The organism is Stutzerimonas decontaminans (assembly GCF_000661915.1).
Taxonomy (GTDB): domain Bacteria; phylum Pseudomonadota; class Gammaproteobacteria; order Pseudomonadales; family Pseudomonadaceae; genus Stutzerimonas; species Stutzerimonas decontaminans.
This window is the reverse complement of the sequence record NZ_CP007509.1, coordinates 2,250,002-2,266,958: the sequence shown is the minus strand read 5'-3', so window position 1 is coordinate 2,266,958 and position 16,957 is coordinate 2,250,002. Positions and strand designations below refer to the sequence as shown.

Here is a 16,957-nt window from a genome sequence, read left to right as displayed (position 1 = left end):
CTCGACAGCAAGGGCGCATGGGGCGTCATGGCGGGTAAGCCGCAAGACGGTGGGCAACTATAACAACTGGTGCCACCGGGAGTGAATGTCGATGCAGACGATGTGATACAGACCACGCCGCCGGTCGACCTGTTCATGCCGCGGTAGACGGCCTGGCCCGTAGCCGAATGATCATTCGCGAATGCAATCGACGGTGTACACGCTACCATCCGTACCAACCTCGTGCTGCAACCCATGTACATCGGCGTCGAACCCAGGAAAGCGCTCGGCGAAATCGCGGGCGAAGCGAAGGTAATCGAGAATCGAGCGAGTCTCCCCAGTAAAGCGCTCGCCCGGCATGATCAGCGGGATGCCCGGCGGATACGGCACCAACATGACGGCCGCGATGCGCCCTTCCAACGCCTCGATCGGCACCGCTTCGACCTCGCCCCGGACCAGCTTGTCGTACGCCTGTGCCGGGGTCATCGCGGGCTCTGGCAATGCGGTGTACATCCTGCGCATGGCTCGCGCCGTGGCGTTCTCGCAATAACAGGCATGCAGGGCATCGCAGAGGTCGCGCAAGCCCATACCGGCGTAGGTCGCTGCGCCGGCTCGCACGATTGATGGCAGCGCATCGGCCAGCGGTATATCGGCGTCGTAGTGCCGCTTGAACTCCAGCAGCTCGGTGAGCAGCGTGCTCCACTTGCCTTTGGTGATACCCATGGAGAACAGCACGAGCATCGAGTAGAGCCCGGTCTTCTCCACCACCAGGCCGCGTTCCCATAGAAACTTGCTGACCACTGCCGCCGGGATGCCGCTCTTGCCCAGCGCACCCGATGCACTAAGTCCAGGCGTGACGAGCGTGACCTTGATCGGATCGAGCAGCACGTAATCGTCGGCAATATCGCCGAAACCATGCCAGTCAGCCGTTGGCTCGAGTAGCCAATCCGGAGTAACCAGCGCCTCGGCGCCATCGACCAGCGGCGGCTGCCAGATGCTGAACCACCAGTCGTCCGCATCGATATGCTGGCGCAAGTTGGCCAGCGCCCTGCGAAAGCTCAGCGCTTCGTCGAAGGTTTCCTGGATCAGCGAGCGCCCAGCCGGCCCCTCCATCATGGCCGACGCCACATCCAGCGATGCCAGGATGCCGTACTGCGGCGAGGTGGAGATGTGCATCATGAAAGCTTCATTGAAGCGGTCGCGGTCAAGTTGCCGGGTCTGGCTGTCGAGCACGTGAATCATCGATGCCTGGCTGAACGCAGCGAGCAGCTTGTGCGTGGAATGGGTGGTGAAGACCAGCGGGCCCTGCTCCCGCGTGTCCATGCCATAACGGCCATCGTAGAACTCGTGAAACGCCGCATAGGCATACCAAGCCTCGTCGAAATGCAGCACTTCGACGTTGTCGGCGAGGGTGCGCTTGATCAGGTTGGCGTTGTAGCAGAGCCCGTCATAGGTCGAGTTGGTCACCACCGCCAACTTCACCTTGGGCGGCCGACCGCGGGCCAGCGGGTTGGCGGCGATCTTGGCCTGAATGGACTCGCGGGTGAATTCTTCCAGCGGAATCGGCCCGATGATACCCAGCTCGTTGCGCGTCGGGCTCATGTACAGCGGTATTGCACCGGTCATGATTATCGCGTGCAGAATCGACTTGTGGCAGTTGCGATCGACCAGCACCAGATCGTCCCGCGCGACCATCGAATGCCAGACGATCTTGTTCGCCGTCGAGGTGCCGTTGATCACGAAGAAGGTGTGGTCGGCGCCGAAGTTACGCGCCGCGCGAGCCTCGGCCGCCGCAACCGGCCCGGTGTGATCGAGCAGCGAGCCAAGCTCGGGCACCGACACCGAGAGATCCGAACGCAGCGTGTTCTCACCGAAGAACTGATGGAAAGCCTGCCCGACCGGACTCTTGCGATAGGCCACTCCCCCGCCGTGCCCCGGCGTATGCCAGGAATAGTTTGACTCGCCAGTGTGTCGGACCAGCGCACTGAAGAATGGAGGCAGCAGGTCCTCGAGGTAACCGCGCGCGGCGCGCGCGACCTGCCGCGCCAGAAAAGGCACGGTGTCCTCGTACAGATAAAGCAGACCGCGCAACTCATTCAGATCGGCCATCGCCTCGGCTGGCGCATTCTCGATGGTGATCTGCTCGCCAAGGGCGAAGATCGGCAGACGCGGGGCGCGGCGCCGAGCAACCCGAATCAACTCCACCACGTCATGCAGCAGGCGCTGATTTTCACCGGCACCCTCCGCGGCCACCAGGATGCAAGCCAGCCCGTGGTGAGTAGAGGCAACGATGCGCCCTTCGGTTGAGCTGGCGGTGGGGAGGATATTGAAGCCGTCGCGCTCCAGCTCCGAAGCGATGCCACGCACGCGTTCGCCAGCAACGGTGTCGGCCTTGATGTCACGGTGAACGATAAGGATGGGGAATTTCAGGTCTTTATACATGCGTGCTCTCTGCGGACGATCCTTCTACAGGGTAGAAGTGTCCGCAACAAAGGAACAGCGCATCAAGCCGACGGCAGTCGCCAGCATCTCCGTGCGAGTCAGCGACACCAGCAGCTTCAGCCTTCGAGCTGAGCCCACAGCGGGGCGGCACCCGCCGCTTTCTCGATCGCGGCCATGCGCGCCATATGCGCTGCAAGTTCTTCCTCGCTGGCACGCAGCACCGCTGTGCGCGGTCGATCAGCCGGCAGGCGACGGATCGGGCTGGGCTGTTGCCGGCCACCGTCGGAGCTTTCACCGTCACCGGCAAGAGACAGGTTGGTCTGCCCGCCGGTCATGGTCAGCCAGACATCGGCCAAAATCTCGGCATCGAGCAGAGCGCCGTGCAGATCCCGGCCGGAGTTGTCCACGCCGTAGCGTTTGCATAGCGCATCGAGGCTGTTGCGCTGGCCCGGATGGCGCTCGCGGGCCATCAGCAGGGTGTCGAGCACCGAGCAATGGTCGGTGATCTCGGCACGCTCCTGCTGGCCGAGCAGAGCAAACTCATTATTGATGAAGCCAAGGTCGAACGCAGCGTTATGAATGACCAGCTGCGCGCCTTTGATGAACTCGAAGAACTCGTCAGCGACATCACGGAAACGCGGCTTGTCGACGAGAAACTCGTTGGTGATGCCGTGAACGGCAATCGCCCCTTCATCCACTTCGCGATCAGGCTGCAGATAGACGTGGTAGTGCCGCCCGGTCAGGCGGCGACCGATGACTTCGACACAACCAATCTCGATAATCCGGTGGCCATCGGCCACCGGCATGCCGGTCGTTTCGGTATCCAGCACTACGCTGCGCATGTCGTTTCGCTCACTTACACAATCGGTTGACGTTTGGCCTGCACCACGCCGCGGTTGGCCAGTAGGTCGGCGTGCTCGTTGCCAGGATGTCCGGTATGTCCGCGGACCCACTCCCAGCTCACCTGATGCCGATTGACCTGTTCGTCGAGCTGCTGCCAAAGGTCGGCATTCTTCACCGGCTGCTTGCTCGCCGTTTTCCAGCCGCGTTTCTTCCAGTTCGGCATCCAATCATTGATGCCCTGCATGACGTATTGCGAGTCGGTCACCAGACGCACCTTGCATGAACGCTTCAGCTCGGCAAGTGCACGAATGGCAGCCATGAGCTCCATTCGGTTATTGGTGGTTTCGGGTTCGCCACCCCAGAGTTCACGCTTGACGCCCTTATATATAAGCAGCGCGCCCCAGCCGCCTGGGCCAGGGTTGCCCTTGCAGGCACCGTCGGTATAAATCTCGACCCAGTCGTCACTCATGTTCGATCGCTTACTCTGTTTGCCGGCAGGGTCTGGTCTTCAAGGGAGCCGGTGCTGCTCGGCGTCGCGGCGGCTGATCTTAGCCACCGGCATCGGCAGCAGCTTGCCCATTCGCTCGCGCCGCTCCTGGCGCAACGGTCGAAGACCGATCATCAGCTTACGCGCCACCAATAGATAGAAGCCGCCGGTCGGCGCCTGCAACTGCTGCCCAACCGACTCCAAGCGTGATAAACGCGCCTGCCAGTCGCCCGAAGAAAGCGGCGGACAATAGCATCCGAAGCGACGTTTCTCCAGCGCGAATCCCAGCAGGTTCAGCCAGTCACCAACCCTCGACGGGCGGATACAGCGTGCTTGGCGGAATGCCTCACGCGATAGCAGATGCCGCACGCCCCAGGCACTCCAGGGATTGATTCCGACGATCAGCAGATGTCCACCCGGACGAACGCCGCGTGCCGCTTCGCGCAGCAGCCCATGGGGCGAAAGACTGAAGTCCAGCGCATGTTGCAACACCACGACATCGGCCGCGTGCTCGCCGAGCGGCCAGGCCTGTTCCTCGCAGTGGATTTCAACCCCAGGCAAAGGCGCCCCCAAGCGCACGCTGCGTTTGATGTTCTGCGGCTGTACTGGATCTCCGCTGAACGGACCGTTATGCACTAGATAGCTGCCGAAGCAGCGCGCCAGCTCTTCGGTAAGTACGAGCTTCTCTTGAGCAAGCAGTTGCTGACCCAACGGACCCTCGAACCAGTCAGATGCCTGATTGATCATGGACAGCCAATGGTCGTTGCCCTGGGTGGACGGTCGATCGTTCATCGCTCGGCTCCGTTCGCCGTGCGTATCTGCGCGGCACTGGGTTCACTCGGGTTCAACTTTTTCATGGGACTGCTAGGATGCGCCTTTGTCACCCGATTGGCGACCCGCCCCATGTTCAAGATCGAAGCACTGCCCGCCTTCACCGACAACTACATCTGGTTGCTGCAGGACGAAGCAACGCAACGATGCGCGGCCGTCGACCCCGGTGACGCCGCGCCGGTGCTGCGCTGGCTGCAAGAGCATCCGACCTGGCAACTCAGCGATATCCTTATCACTCATCACCATCACGATCACGTTGGCGGCGTCGAACGACTCAAGGCGGAGACCGGCGCCCGCGTTTACGGGCCTGCAGCCGAAAACATCCCCGCGCGCGATGAGGCGCTGAGCGATGGCCAGCGCATCCAGGTGCTGGACAAGGTGTTGCAGGTCATTGCGGTGCCTGGCCATACCCTCGGGCACATAGCCTATTTTCACGCCGATGCCGAGCAGCCTTGGTTGTTGAGCGGTGACACCCTGTTCGCGGCAGGATGCGGACGACTGTTCGAAGGTACAGCCGAGCAGATGTTCGCATCGCTACAGCGTCTGGCGGCGCTACCGGACTGCACGCTCATTTATTGCACCCACGAATACACCCTGAGCAATCTGCGTTTCGCCCGGGCCGTAGAGCCGGGCAACCCAGACATCCAGCAGCGCCTGCACGAGGTAGCCGCGCTGCGGGAAGCAAATCGCTTCAGCCTGCCTACTCGAATGAACATCGAGCGCGCCAGCAACCCCTTTCTGCGCAGCGGCGTTGAGGCAGTCCAACAGGCCGCTAGCGAGCACAGCGGCCGCAAACTAGAGGGCGACGTCGCGGTTTTCGCGGCTTTGCGCGCCTGGAAAGACCGCTTCTGACAAGCTCGACAGGTTCCCGAAACGGAGCCTGCAAACTTGACCCCACCAGGGTGCGTTCCTAGAATCCCCCGAATTTTGTTTCCGGGGAAGATTCCAGCCAATGCCGCCAGCTCCCAAGAAACGCCACGAAACGGACGCCTTGGCAGCCTCTGGTCGTGCGTTGGCCCTCGCCATATGCGTCGCCCTAGCGGGCTGTCAGAGCAACGCCGTGCGCGACGAGGGCCGCGAGCAGACAAGGCGTGCGATGGCGCCAGTGGCGCAAGAGCCCATCTGGCTGAGCGACACTACCGCCGTCACCGAGCACGAAGATATCTGGGAGCGAATCCGCGAGGGCTACAAGCTACAGGAGCATCTGGACAGCAACCCGCGCATCGAGCAGCAGCGCCTGCTGCTCTCAAGCCGCCCCAAGTCCATCGAAGTTGTCAGCGAGCGCAGCAGTCCGTTTATTCACTACATCGTCGAGCGTCTTGAAGAGCGCGACATGCCGCTGGAACTGGCGCTGCTGCCAATCATCGAAAGCTCCTACGACCCCTTCGCCTACTCCCCCGCGCATGCCGTCGGGCTTTGGCAGTTCATTCCATCCACCGGTCGGCACTTCAATCTTCGCCAGACCAGCTGGTATGACGGCCGCCGGGATATCACGGCATCGACCAACGCCGCGCTGCGCTATCTGAGCTACCTGCACGGTCTCTTCAACGGGGACTGGCTGCTTGCCCTGGCGGCTTACAACGCCGGCGAAGGCACTGTCAGTCGAGCGATCGAACGCAATCAGAAGCTGGGCCTGCCAACCGACTACTGGAACCTCCCGCTGCCACGTGAAACTCGTGACTATGTGCCGAAGCTACTGGCGCTGTCGCAGTTGATCCAGGCTCCCGAGGCTTACGGCATCAATCTCAACCCGATTGCCAACGAGCCCTACTTCGAGGTGATCGCACTCAAGCAGCGCATGGATCTGGCGCGGGTCGCCAAACTCGCCGACCTCGACGAGGACGAGCTCTACCAGCTGAATCCCGCCTTCACCCGCCGCATCACCCTGGACGGTCCGCAGCAGCTACTGGTGCCGTTGGAAAAAGCCGAGATGCTGGCAGCCAACCTGGCAATGATGAAGCCGCAGGATCTGGTCGACTGGCAGCAATATCAGGTGCGCGCAGGAGACACCCTGGGCGTCATCGCCAACCGCCATCATCTGACCGTGAATATCATCCGCGACGTGAACCGACTGAAGAGCGACACGCTACGGATCGGACAGGTGCTCAGCCTTCCGACCAGTGGTGACGCCGGCACCTCGCGGGAGCTTCTGCATGCCGTGGCACGCCAGCCGGCAGCGACGCCGCGCAGCTACCGAGTCAAGCCTGGAGACAATCTCTGGGACATCGCCAAGGCTCAAAGGGTGTCGGTACGTGACCTGCAGCGCTGGAACAAGCTTTCCGGTAGCCAACTGAAGGTTGGTCAGGCGCTGTTCCTGCAAGGCCCTGCAACCAGCACGGCGGCGAAAAAAGACAATTCGCCGACCTACTACAAGGTGCAGAAAGGCGATTCGCTATACCAGATAGCCAAGCGCTTTAACGTGCAACTGACCAATCTGAAGACTTGGAACCCGAAAGGAACCGAAGTACTGCGACCTGGCCAGCTGCTGACGCTCTATCTTCCGAACTGAGCCCGCGCTCAACCAACCGAGCGCTTGCTCAGCGCCTCCAGACAGCGCCCGGTCAATTGGGCGAAGCGCTGGAAAGCCACGAATTGCTCGTGTTTCAGTGCTCGTCCGGAGAGCCTGCAATCCCCATACAGCACTCCGATTTCGCGAGTACCAGCCATCAGTGGCGCGATGAAGAACATGCCGTTGCCAAACCACTGGCGCAGCGGCTGGGTCACCAGATCTGCCAAGTTATAGCTCGCTGGCACGCCCATCCATAGCGACTGCCGATGGCGCAACGCATAGCTGAAGACATGCGGCTGTTCGGGCTGATCTGCCGGTAGGACGAAGCCCTGCAGCCAGGCCTCCGTTCCTTCGCCTACGGCGCAGCGTGCCTTAAGGCGCGTCTGCTGATCCGCCAGTACCGCCACCATTACCCGTTCCAGACCAACCCCGCGGTGCAGGCCTTTCAGCAGCGTATCCAGAATCAGCCCTGCCTCGCCTCCACCCGTAGCCAGCAGCCCGAGGTCCTGCAGGGTTTGCTGCATCAGCAGCAGGTCCGGCTGCAACAGGGCTGCCTGGCGCTGGGCCTGCTGCAAACGAATCTGTTCCGGGTCGGTGCTGGGGATGAGCCTACCTAAGCGGCTGGCGCCGAATGTCGTCGCCACCTGCACCGTTTCGTCGGCGCTGGCGAGTATCTGCTGCAGCGCGTCCTCATCATCTACCCCTGTGAACTCCGCGACAGCCTTGGTCAGCGCGGCCATCTGCTCGCACTCCCAGCCGTTCAAAGCGGCTTCACTGATTTGCACGCCCAGCGCTACCGCGCGAGCAGCTGGATCGCCGCTGGCTGCCTGGCTATGTGCGAGGCTGGTCAGTTCCCCCAGATTCCAGCTCCGGACCAGGCCAAGGCTGAGCTGCTTAAAGCTCGTGCCCAGTACCGCCTGAACTGCCTCATCAGCCTTGATCCCCGTTTGTGCCAGCTGGAGTGCCAGCTCCTCGACCTGTTCACCACCACAACCCCAGAATGCCAGTTCACCGATGTTGTAGAGCAGCGCTGCGATGAACACCTCCTCCTCGTGGCGGGACAGCACGTACCCTGCGATATTGCGCGCCTGTACCGCTGCGTGAAACGAGCGAGCAAGCAACTCCAGCAATTGCTCCCGCGGAGCGCGCTCAAGCAGGCTGTCGATCAAGGTCACCGACAGACTGATCAGCCGTACATTCTCGAAACCGATCATCACGATCGCCCGGGAAATCGTCTTGATGGTTTCCTGCGAAGGGTTGTAGTAGCTGCTGTTGCCGACCCGGAGCACCTTGGAAGTCAGCGACGCGTCACGCAACAGCACATCGGCCAACTGCTGTACCGAAGAATGCTCATGCTCGGCCAGGCGCTGAAGGTCCTTGACCACGGACGCCAGCGCGGGCAGCTCCGATTGATTCAGGCGGTCGACCCACGCCTGCAGACCCTGGGCACGTACATCCAAGAGGTCACCTCTGCACAATGCCATGACGGGAAATGACTCGCAGTTTGCCCGAGTTGTCCGGCCTTTTTCCAGCGCATACAAGCTGTTACTGTACCGGCCCGAGAAGCCCGTAAGCGCCAAGGACCGGATCCCCCGTCTGATGCGAGCCCTGCTACTGTTACTGACCTGCCTGGCCTTGAGCTTTCCCGCCCTCGCCACCATCAGCGAAAGCCATGGTTATGCGCAGTTCGGCACTCTTAAGTACCCAGCCTCATTCACCCACTTCGATTGGGTGAATCCGCGTGCGCCCAAGGGTGGCCAGATCAAGCTGATGGCATCGGGCACCTTCGACACGCTCAACCCCTATACCTTCAAGGGCACCAGCCCAAGCGCGACGCCGGGGTTCCTGCAGTACGGCATTAGCGAGCTGAACGAACCGCTGATGGTCGGCACCGGCATCTACGACCCGTCTGGCGACGAGCCCGCGTCCAGCTACGGGCTGATCGCCGAATCGGTGGAATATAGCGACAACAACAGCTGGGTAGTTTTCAACCTGCGCAAGGAAGCCCGCTTCCATGATGGCAAGCCGATCACCGCCTACGATGTCGCCTTTTCCTACCGGCTGCTGATCAAGGATGGTCATCCCCAGTACCGCACCAACCTGCAGGGTGTGAAGCGCGTCGACATCCTCAACCGACACCGCATTCGCTTCGTCTTCGAGCAACCAAACAACCCGTTGCTGATCATGCGTCTCGGCGAGCTACCGGTACTGCCGCAGCACTACTGGAAGAACCGTGACTTCAAGGCCACCACCTTCGAACCACCGCTGGGCAGCGGGCCTTATCGCATCACCCATGTGCAGCCGGGCCGGCAGGTAGTGTTCGAGCGGGTGCGTGACTGGTGGGGTGCCAAGCTCCCGGTCAACCAGGGCAAATACAACTTCAAGCGAGTCGACGTCGAGTTCTATCGCGACAGCGTCGTGGCCTTCGAAGCCTTCAAGGTCGGCGAGTTCGACTTCTTCATCGAGCACCAGGCGAAGAACTGGGCCAACGGCTACCAGTTTCCCGCAATGATGCGTGGCGACATCATCCGCGCCGAAATTCCGCACCAGATTCCTACCCAGACCCAGGCGCTGTTCATGAACGGCCGCCGCTCGACCTTTGCCGACCAGCGCGTGCGTGAGGCCCTTGGTCTGATGTTCGATTTCGAATGGACCAATCGTGCGTTGTTCTATGGCGCCTATCGCCGCAGCGAAAGCTACTATCCCAACAGCGAATTCACCGCGACCGGCAAGCCTGAAGGCGGCGAGTGGCTGCTGCTCTCACCGTATCGCAAGCAACTGCCGGCCAAGCTGTTCACCGAGCCGTTCCAGTTACCGAAGACCGATGGTCGCGGCATCCCGCGCGAGACGCTGCGTCGTGCGCTGGGCCTGCTCGCCGAAGCCGGCTGGAAAGCCTCGGACGCCGGTCTGCTGGACAGCACCGGGCAACCGCTGCGGTTCGAGATACTGTTGGTCAATCCGCGGCTGGAGCGAATCCTCCAACCCTACGTCGAAAACCTCGCGCGCATCGGCATCCAGGCCAACCTGCGCACGGTCGACAGCGCACAGTACAAACAGCGGCTCGATCACTACGACTACGACATGATCCTGATGACGCTGGCGCAAAGCCTCAGTCCCGGGATCGAGCAGCACCTGTATTTCCATTCCAGCCAGGTCGACATCAAAGGCGGCCGCAACTATGCCGGCATCGCCAACCCGATCATCGACGACCTGATTGCCAAACTGCTCGCCGCGCAAACCCGCGACGAGCAGGTCGCGGCCGCCCGCGCCATCGACCGAGTGCTGCTGTGGAATCACTACACCATTCCGAACTGGTTCATCAGTAACCACCGCCTGGCGTACCGCAATCGGTTCGCCCATGTCACCACGCCGCCCTATACGCTGGGCTTGCGCGCCTGGTGGCTGAAGAGCCTGGAGAAGACCAAATGAACAATCGCGTGCGCTTTCCTCTGCTTCGCGCCAGCCTGCTGAGTCTGCTCTGTCTGGCGGGCCTGGCAGACGCCGCCCCTCGCCATGCCCTGACGCTGTATGACGAGAAACCGAAATACCCGGCCAATTTCAAACACTTCGAATACGTCAATCCGGAAGCGCCCAAGGGCGGCACCCTGCGCCAGGCGGGATTCGGCAGCTTCGATTCGCTCAACCCCTTCATCAACAAGGGCGTTGCTGCCGATGACATCAGCCTGATCTACGACACACTGACCAGCAACAGCCTGGACGAGCCCTTCACCGTCTACGGCCTGCTGGCAGAGAAGATCGAAAAAGGTCCGAACAACAGCTGGGTGCGCTTCCACCTGCGGCCGCAGGCACGCTTCCACGATGGCGAGCCGGTCAAGGCGGAAGACGTGGTGTTCACCTTCGAGACGCTGATGAGCCAAGGCGCCCCGCACTACCGCGGCTATTATGCCGATGTGGAGAAGGTCGTCGCCGAAAGCCCGCGACGGGTTCGTTTCGACTTCAAGCATGCCGGCAACCGCGAACTACCGATGATTCTCGGCCAGCTGCCAGTGTTGCCGAAGCACTGGTGGGAGGGACGCGAATTCACTTCAGGCAGCCTGGAAATCCCGCTGGGTAGCGGCCCGTACCGCGTCGAGAAGGTCCAGGCCGGGCGTTCGATCCGTTATGCCCGGGTCGAGGATTACTGGGGCAAAGATCTGCCGGTGAACCGAGGCTTCTACAACTTCGATCACGTCAACTTCGATTACTACCGGGACAATACGGTAGCGCTGCAGGCCTTCAAGGCCGGCCATTTCGACTACTGGTTCGAAACCAGCGCGAAGAACTGGGCCACCGCTTACGACATCGCCGCGGTCAGGGACGGACGCATCGTCAAGGACGAGATCCGCAACTACAACCCCACCGGAATGCAGGGGTTCATCTTCAACATCCGTCGCCCGCAGCTTGAGGACCGCCGTGTCCGCGAAGCCCTTGGGCTGCTGTTCGACTACGAATGGACCAATCGCCAACTCTTCAACGGCGCCTACACCCGCACGCGTAGCTATTTCGACAACTCCGAACTGGCGTCTTCCGGTTTGCCGGATGAGAACGAGTTGAAGGTGCTCGAGCCGCTGCGCGGCAAGGTTCCGGACGAGGTGTTCGACAAGGCATTCGAACTGCCGCGTACCGAGGGCAACGGGGTAATCCGTGAACAGCAGCGCCAGGCGTACCGGCTGCTGACCGAAGCGGGCTGGAAGGTCGAGAACGACCGGATGCTGGATGCCCAGGGCAAGCCGGTAAAGCTGGAATTCCTGCTGGTGCAGGCGGAGTTCGAACGGGTTCTGCTGCCCTACAAGCGCAACCTCGCCGATCTCGGCATCGAGCTGGAAATTCGCCGGGTCGACGTGTCGCAGTACATCAACCGACTCCGCTCGCGTGACTACGACATGATCGTCAGCGGCTTCGGCCAGTCCAACTCGCCGGGCAACGAGCAGCGCGAATACTGGCACTCGGCGAGTGCCGACAACCCGGGCAGCCGCAATTTCATCGGTCTCAAGGACCCGGCAATCGACAGCCTCGTGGACGGACTGATCGGTGCCGACTCGCGCAAGGAACTGGTCACCCACACCCGCGCGCTCGATCGTGTGCTGCTCTGGGGCCATTACGTGGTGCCGAACTGGCACATCAAGACCTGGCGCGTGGCCTACTGGAACCACCTGGCTCACCCAGAGGTAACCCCCAAGCAGGACATCGGCCTGATGACCTGGTGGCGCAAGCCCGATGCGAAGACTCCGGTCGCCGATCCGGTGGAAGCGAAGAAAGCCGAGGAAGCTGGCGCGAGCACGCCAGCCGGTGACGGCGAGGCGGAGCGCTAAGCATGCTGGCTTATATCTTTCGCCGCCTGCTGCTGATCATTCCGACGCTGTTCGGCATTCTGCTGATCAACTTCATCATTATCCAGGCTGCGCCCGGCGGCCCGGTGGAACAGGCAATCGCCAAGCTGGAAGGCTTCGAAGGCGCCACCAGCCGCATCGCTGGCGGCGGTTCGGAAGTTGCGGTCGCCGGCACCAGCTACCGCGGTGCGCAGGGCCTGGACCCCGAACTGGTGGCCGAGATCGAACGCCTGTACGGCTTCGACAAGCCGCCGGTTGAACGCTTCTGGATCATGCTCAGTAACTACCTGCGGCTGGATTTCGGCGAGAGCTTCTTCCGCGATGCCAAGGTGACCGACCTGATCATCGAGAAGATGCCCGTCTCCATCTCGCTTGGCCTGTGGAGCACGCTGATCATGTACCTGGCCTCGATCCCGCTGGGGATCGCCAAGGCCACGCGGCATGGCAGCAAGTTCGACGTCTGGACCAGCTCGGCGATCATCGTCGGCTACGCGATACCGGCGTTTCTGTTCGCCATCCTGCTGATCGTGCTGTTCGCCGGCGGCAGCTACTGGAACTGGTTTCCGTTGCGCGGGCTGACGTCGGCCAACTTCGATGACCTGACCCTGGGCGGCAAGATCATCGACTATTTCTGGCATCTGGCCCTACCCGTCACCGCGCTGGTAATCGGCAACTTCGCCACACTGACGCTGCTGACCAAAAACAGCTTTCTCGACGAGATCAACAAACAGTACGTAATCACGGCACGGGCCAAGGGCTTGAGCAAGAATCGGGTGCTCTACGGTCACGTGTTCCGCAATGCGATGCTGATCATCATTGCCGGCTTTCCGGCTGCCTTCATCGGCATGTTCTTCACCGGTTCGCTGCTGATCGAGGTGATCTTCTCCCTCGACGGACTCGGCCTGCTCAGTTTCGAGGCGGCGATCAACCGCGACTATCCGGTAGTGTTCGGCACCCTCTTCCTCTTCACCCTGCTCGGCCTGGTGGTGAAACTGATCGGCGACCTGACCTATACGCTGGTCGACCCACGCATCGACTTCGAAAGCAGGGAGGCCTGAAATGCAGTTGTCCCCCCTCAATCAGCGTCGGCTGGCACTGTTCAAGGCACACAAGCGTGGCTGGTGGTCGCTGTGGATTTTCCTCGCGCTGTTCGTACTCAGCCTGGGTGCCGAGATCATCGCCAATGACAAACCGATCGTGGTGCGCTACGACGGCGAATGGTTCGTCCCGGTGTTCAAGCGTTATCCGGAGACGGCCTTCGGCGGCGAGTTTCCGCTGCAGGCAAACTACAAGAGCCCGTACATCCAGGAACTGATCGCCGAAAAGGACGGCTGGATGATCTGGCCGGTCATTCCGTTCAACTACTCGAGCATTAACTACGAGCTTCAGGTGCCCGCGCCCGCGCCGCCGTCGCTGGAGAACTGGCTGGGCACCGATGACCAGGGTCGCGACGTATTGGCCCGGGTGATCTACGGTTTCCGCATCTCGGTGCTGTTCGCCTTGACGCTGACCCTGATCAGCTCGGTGATCGGCGTCATCGCCGGCGCGCTGCAAGGCTTCTACGGCGGCTGGGTCGATCTGGTCGGGCAACGCCTACTGGAGATCTGGTCCGGTCTGCCGGTGCTCTATCTCCTGATCATTCTCGCCAGCTTCGTACAGCCGAACTTCTGGTGGCTGCTGGGGATCATGCTGCTGTTCTCCTGGATGAGCCTGGTGGATGTGGTACGCGCCGAATTCCTCCGTGGACGCAACCTCGAATACGTGCGCGCCGCCCGTGCGCTGGGCATGCAGAACGGCGCGATCATGTTCCGCCACATTCTGCCCAATGCCATGGTCTCCACCATGACTTTCATGCCATTCATCCTCACCGGCGCCATCGGCACGCTCACCGCGCTGGACTTCCTTGGCTTCGGCCTGCCTGCCGGTTCGCCGTCGCTCGGTGAACTGGTCGCCCAGGGCAAGGCCAATCTGCAGGCGCCCTGGCTGGGCATCAGCGCCTTCATGGTGCTGGCGGTCATGCTGACCCTGCTGGTGTTTATCGGGGAGGCGGCGCGCGATGCCTTCGACCCAAGGAAATAACATGGCCGAACAACCGATAGCCGAGAATCTGGTCGAGGTCCGCGATCTGGCCGTCGAATTCGTCACCGGCGATCAGGTCCAGCGAGTCGTCGAAGGCGTCACCTTCGATATCCGCAAAGGCGAGACCCTGGCCCTTGTCGGCGAAAGCGGCTCGGGCAAATCAGTTACTGCGCACTCGATACTGCGCCTGCTGCCCTACCCGCTCGCCCGGCATCCGCAGGGGCAAATCCTGTTCCATGGCCAGGATCTGCTCAAAGCCGACGAAAAGGCCATGCGCAAGATCCGCGGCAATCGCATCGCCATGGTCTTCCAGGAGCCAATGACCTCGCTCAACCCGCTGCACACCGTGGGCAAGCAGATCAACGAGGTATTGGAGATTCACAAGGGTCTGCGTGGCAAGGCGGCAACCGCCCGCACGCTGGAGTTGCTGGAACTGGTTGGCATCCCCGAGCCGCGCAAGCGCATCCGTGCCTACCCGCACGAGTTGTCAGGCGGGCAACGCCAGCGAGTGGTGATTGCCATGGCGCTGGCCAACGAACCGGAGCTGCTGATCGCCGACGAGCCGACCACGGCCCTCGACGTCACCGTGCAGCTGAAAATCCTCGAACTGCTGAAGGAATTGCAGGCCCGGCTGGGCATGGCGCTGCTGCTGATCAGCCACGATCTCAACCTGGTTCGACGCATTGCCCACCGCGTATGTGTCATGCAGCGCGGTCGCGTCGTCGAACAGGCGTTGTGTGAAGATCTGTTCCGTGCGCCCCAGCATCCGTACACCCAGGAACTGCTCGCGGCCGAGCCCAGTGGCGGTCCGGTGGCAGTCGAGGAAGCGGCGCCATTGCTGGAAGTGGACGACCTGCGCGTGTGGTTCCCGATCAAGAAGGGTCTGCTGCGACGCACCGTCGATCACATCAAGGCAGTCGACGGCGTCAACTTCAGCCTGCCCAAGGGGCAGACGCTGGGGATCGTCGGCGAAAGCGGTTCCGGCAAGTCCACCCTGGGCTTGGCTATCCTTCGATTGTTGGGTAGTCGCGGCGAGATCCGCTTCCAGGGTCAGCACCTGCAAAACATGTCGCAGCGCCAGGTCAGGCCGCTGCGCCGGCAGATGCAGGTGGTCTTTCAGGACCCCTTTGGCAGTCTGAGCCCACGCATGTCGGTGGGGCAGATCGTTGGTGAAGGGTTGCACATCCACCGGATGGGCAATGCCAAGGAGCAGGAACAGGCAATCATTGAGGCGCTCGTGGAGGTTGGTCTCGATCCGGAAACCCGGCATCGCTACCCCCATGAGTTTTCCGGCGGACAACGGCAGCGTATTGCCATTGCCCGGGCTCTGGTGTTGAAGCCGGCGCTGATACTGCTCGACGAGCCGACCTCCGCGCTCGATCGCACGGTGCAGCGCCAGGTGGTGGAGCTTCTGCGCTCGTTGCAGGCCAAGTACAACCTGACCTACCTGTTCATCAGCCATGACCTGGCGGTGGTCAGGGCGCTGAGCCACCAGATGATGGTGGTCAAGCAGGGCCAGGTGGTGGAACAAGGTGCGGCCGCTGACATCTTTGCGGCACCGCAACATCCGTATACACAGCAGCTGCTGGAATCCGCCTTCATGGCGCCCGGCACTGCCGAACAACCAGAAGAGGGACAAGCACATGGGTTTTCTCACCGGTAAGCGCGTACTGATCGTCGGCGTTGCCAGCAAACTGTCGATTGCCTCGGGCATCGCCGCGGCCATGCATCGCGAAGGTGCAGAACTGGCTTTCACCTACCAGGGCGACAAGCTCAAGGGTCGCGTCGAGGAATTCGCTTCCGGTTGGGGTTCGAGCCCTGAGCTGTGCTTCCCCTGCGACGTTGCCAACGATGAAGAGATCGCGCGCGTATTCGAAGAACTGAGCAAGAAGTGGGACGGCCTGGATTGCATCGTGCACTCCGTCGGCTTTGCTCCGGGCGACCAGCTCAACGGCGACTTCACCGAAGTCACCACCCGTGAAGGCTTCAAGATCGCCCACGACATCAGCGCCTATAGCTTCGTTGCCCTGGCCAAGGCCGGTCGCGAGATGATGAAGGGCCGCAATGGCAGCCTGCTGACCCTCTCCTACCTGGGTGCCGAGCGCACCATGCCGAACTACAACGTGATGGGCATGGCCAAGGCCAGCCTGGAAGCCGGCGTCCGCTACCTGGCCGGCAGCCTCGGCCCGGAAGGCACCCGCGTGAACTGCATCTCGGCCGGTCCGATCCGCACCCTCGCCGCCTCCGGTATCGCCAGCTTCCGCAAGATGCTGGCTGCCAACGAGAAGCAGACCCCGATGCGCCGCAACGTCACCATCGACGAAGTCGGCAATGCCGGTGCCTTCCTCTGCTCGGATCTCGCTTCCGGCATCAGCGGTGAAATCCTCTACGTCGACGGTGGCTTCAACACCACCGCGATGGGCTCGCTGGAAGACTGATCGCGCACCCACCGACGCA

13 protein-coding genes are annotated in these 16,957 nt (G+C 61.8%); 8 read left to right on the top strand and 5 right to left on the bottom strand.

Annotation, left to right across the window (positions count from 1 at the left end):
- Window positions 1–171 precede the first annotated feature (171 nt).
- From UIB01_RS10515 to UIB01_RS10500, 4 genes are all read right to left on the bottom strand, one after another.
- Entirely contained in the window at window positions 172–2,421 is a 2,250-nt protein-coding gene (locus UIB01_RS10515) for an Orn/Lys/Arg family decarboxylase (RefSeq protein WP_038659874.1), read from the bottom strand.
- 116 nt (window positions 2,422–2,537) lie between these two features.
- Complete coding sequence (gene dnaQ / locus UIB01_RS10510) at window positions 2,538–3,263, bottom strand: DNA polymerase III subunit epsilon (protein ID WP_038659871.1); 726 nt, start codon at window positions 3,261–3,263, stop codon at window positions 2,538–2,540.
- Between the two features lie 14 nt (window positions 3,264–3,277).
- Window positions 3,278–3,733, bottom strand: coding sequence for a ribonuclease HI (rnhA, locus tag UIB01_RS10505; RefSeq protein ID WP_038659869.1), 456 nt, complete (start codon window positions 3,731–3,733; stop codon window positions 3,278–3,280).
- Between the two features lie 39 nt (window positions 3,734–3,772).
- Window positions 3,773–4,543, bottom strand: coding sequence for a class I SAM-dependent methyltransferase (locus tag UIB01_RS10500; protein ID WP_038659866.1), 771 nt, complete (start codon window positions 4,541–4,543; stop codon window positions 3,773–3,775).
- A 111-nt stretch (window positions 4,544–4,654) separates the two neighbouring features.
- Here UIB01_RS10500 and gloB point away from each other — a divergent pair, with 111 nt between their 5' ends.
- Both gloB and UIB01_RS10490 read left to right on the top strand, forming a co-directional pair.
- A complete protein-coding gene (gene gloB, locus UIB01_RS10495) occupies window positions 4,655–5,434 on the top strand; it encodes a hydroxyacylglutathione hydrolase (protein ID WP_038659863.1) in 780 nt (259 codons plus the stop codon).
- 100 nt (window positions 5,435–5,534) lie between these two features.
- Window positions 5,535–7,091 carry a lytic transglycosylase domain-containing protein gene (locus tag UIB01_RS10490; protein ID WP_180983621.1) on the top strand — a complete coding sequence of 519 codons (1,557 nt, stop codon included), beginning with the start codon at window positions 5,535–5,537 and terminating at the stop codon, window positions 7,089–7,091.
- Between the two features lie 8 nt (window positions 7,092–7,099).
- Here UIB01_RS10490 and UIB01_RS10485 read toward each other — a convergent pair whose 3' ends face one another.
- Window positions 7,100–8,551 (bottom strand): HDOD domain-containing protein, encoded by a 1,452-nt coding sequence (locus UIB01_RS10485; RefSeq protein WP_038659860.1) that lies wholly within the window; start codon window positions 8,549–8,551, stop codon window positions 7,100–7,102.
- 139 nt (window positions 8,552–8,690) lie between these two features.
- Here UIB01_RS10485 and UIB01_RS10480 point away from each other — a divergent pair, with 139 nt between their 5' ends.
- From UIB01_RS10480 to fabI, 6 genes are read left to right on the top strand one after another with little or no spacing between them, the layout of a single operon-like run.
- Window positions 8,691–10,520 (top strand): extracellular solute-binding protein, encoded by a 1,830-nt coding sequence (locus UIB01_RS10480; RefSeq protein WP_038659857.1) that lies wholly within the window; start codon window positions 8,691–8,693, stop codon window positions 10,518–10,520.
- Window positions 10,517–12,403 carry an extracellular solute-binding protein gene (locus UIB01_RS10475; protein WP_038659854.1) on the top strand — a complete coding sequence of 629 codons (1,887 nt, stop codon included), beginning with the start codon at window positions 10,517–10,519 and terminating at the stop codon, window positions 12,401–12,403. Before UIB01_RS10480 ends, UIB01_RS10475 begins: the two co-directional genes overlap by 4 nt.
- A gap of 2 nt (window positions 12,404–12,405) precedes the next feature.
- A complete protein-coding gene (locus UIB01_RS10470; protein WP_038659852.1) occupies window positions 12,406–13,479 on the top strand; it encodes a microcin C ABC transporter permease YejB in 1,074 nt (357 codons plus the stop codon).
- Between the two features lies 1 nt (window position 13,480).
- Complete coding sequence (locus tag UIB01_RS10465) at window positions 13,481–14,500, top strand: ABC transporter permease (protein ID WP_038659849.1); 1,020 nt, start codon at window positions 13,481–13,483, stop codon at window positions 14,498–14,500.
- A 1-nt stretch (window position 14,501) separates the two neighbouring features.
- Window positions 14,502–16,163, top strand: coding sequence for an ABC transporter ATP-binding protein (locus UIB01_RS10460; protein ID WP_038659846.1), 1,662 nt, complete (start codon window positions 14,502–14,504; stop codon window positions 16,161–16,163).
- On the top strand, window positions 16,144–16,938 hold the full coding sequence (fabI, locus tag UIB01_RS10455) for an enoyl-ACP reductase FabI (RefSeq protein WP_003282073.1): 795 nt from the start codon (window positions 16,144–16,146) through the stop codon (window positions 16,936–16,938). The genes UIB01_RS10460 and fabI overlap by 20 nt, the downstream gene beginning before the upstream one ends.
- The last annotated feature ends 19 nt before the right edge of the window (window positions 16,939–16,957 follow it).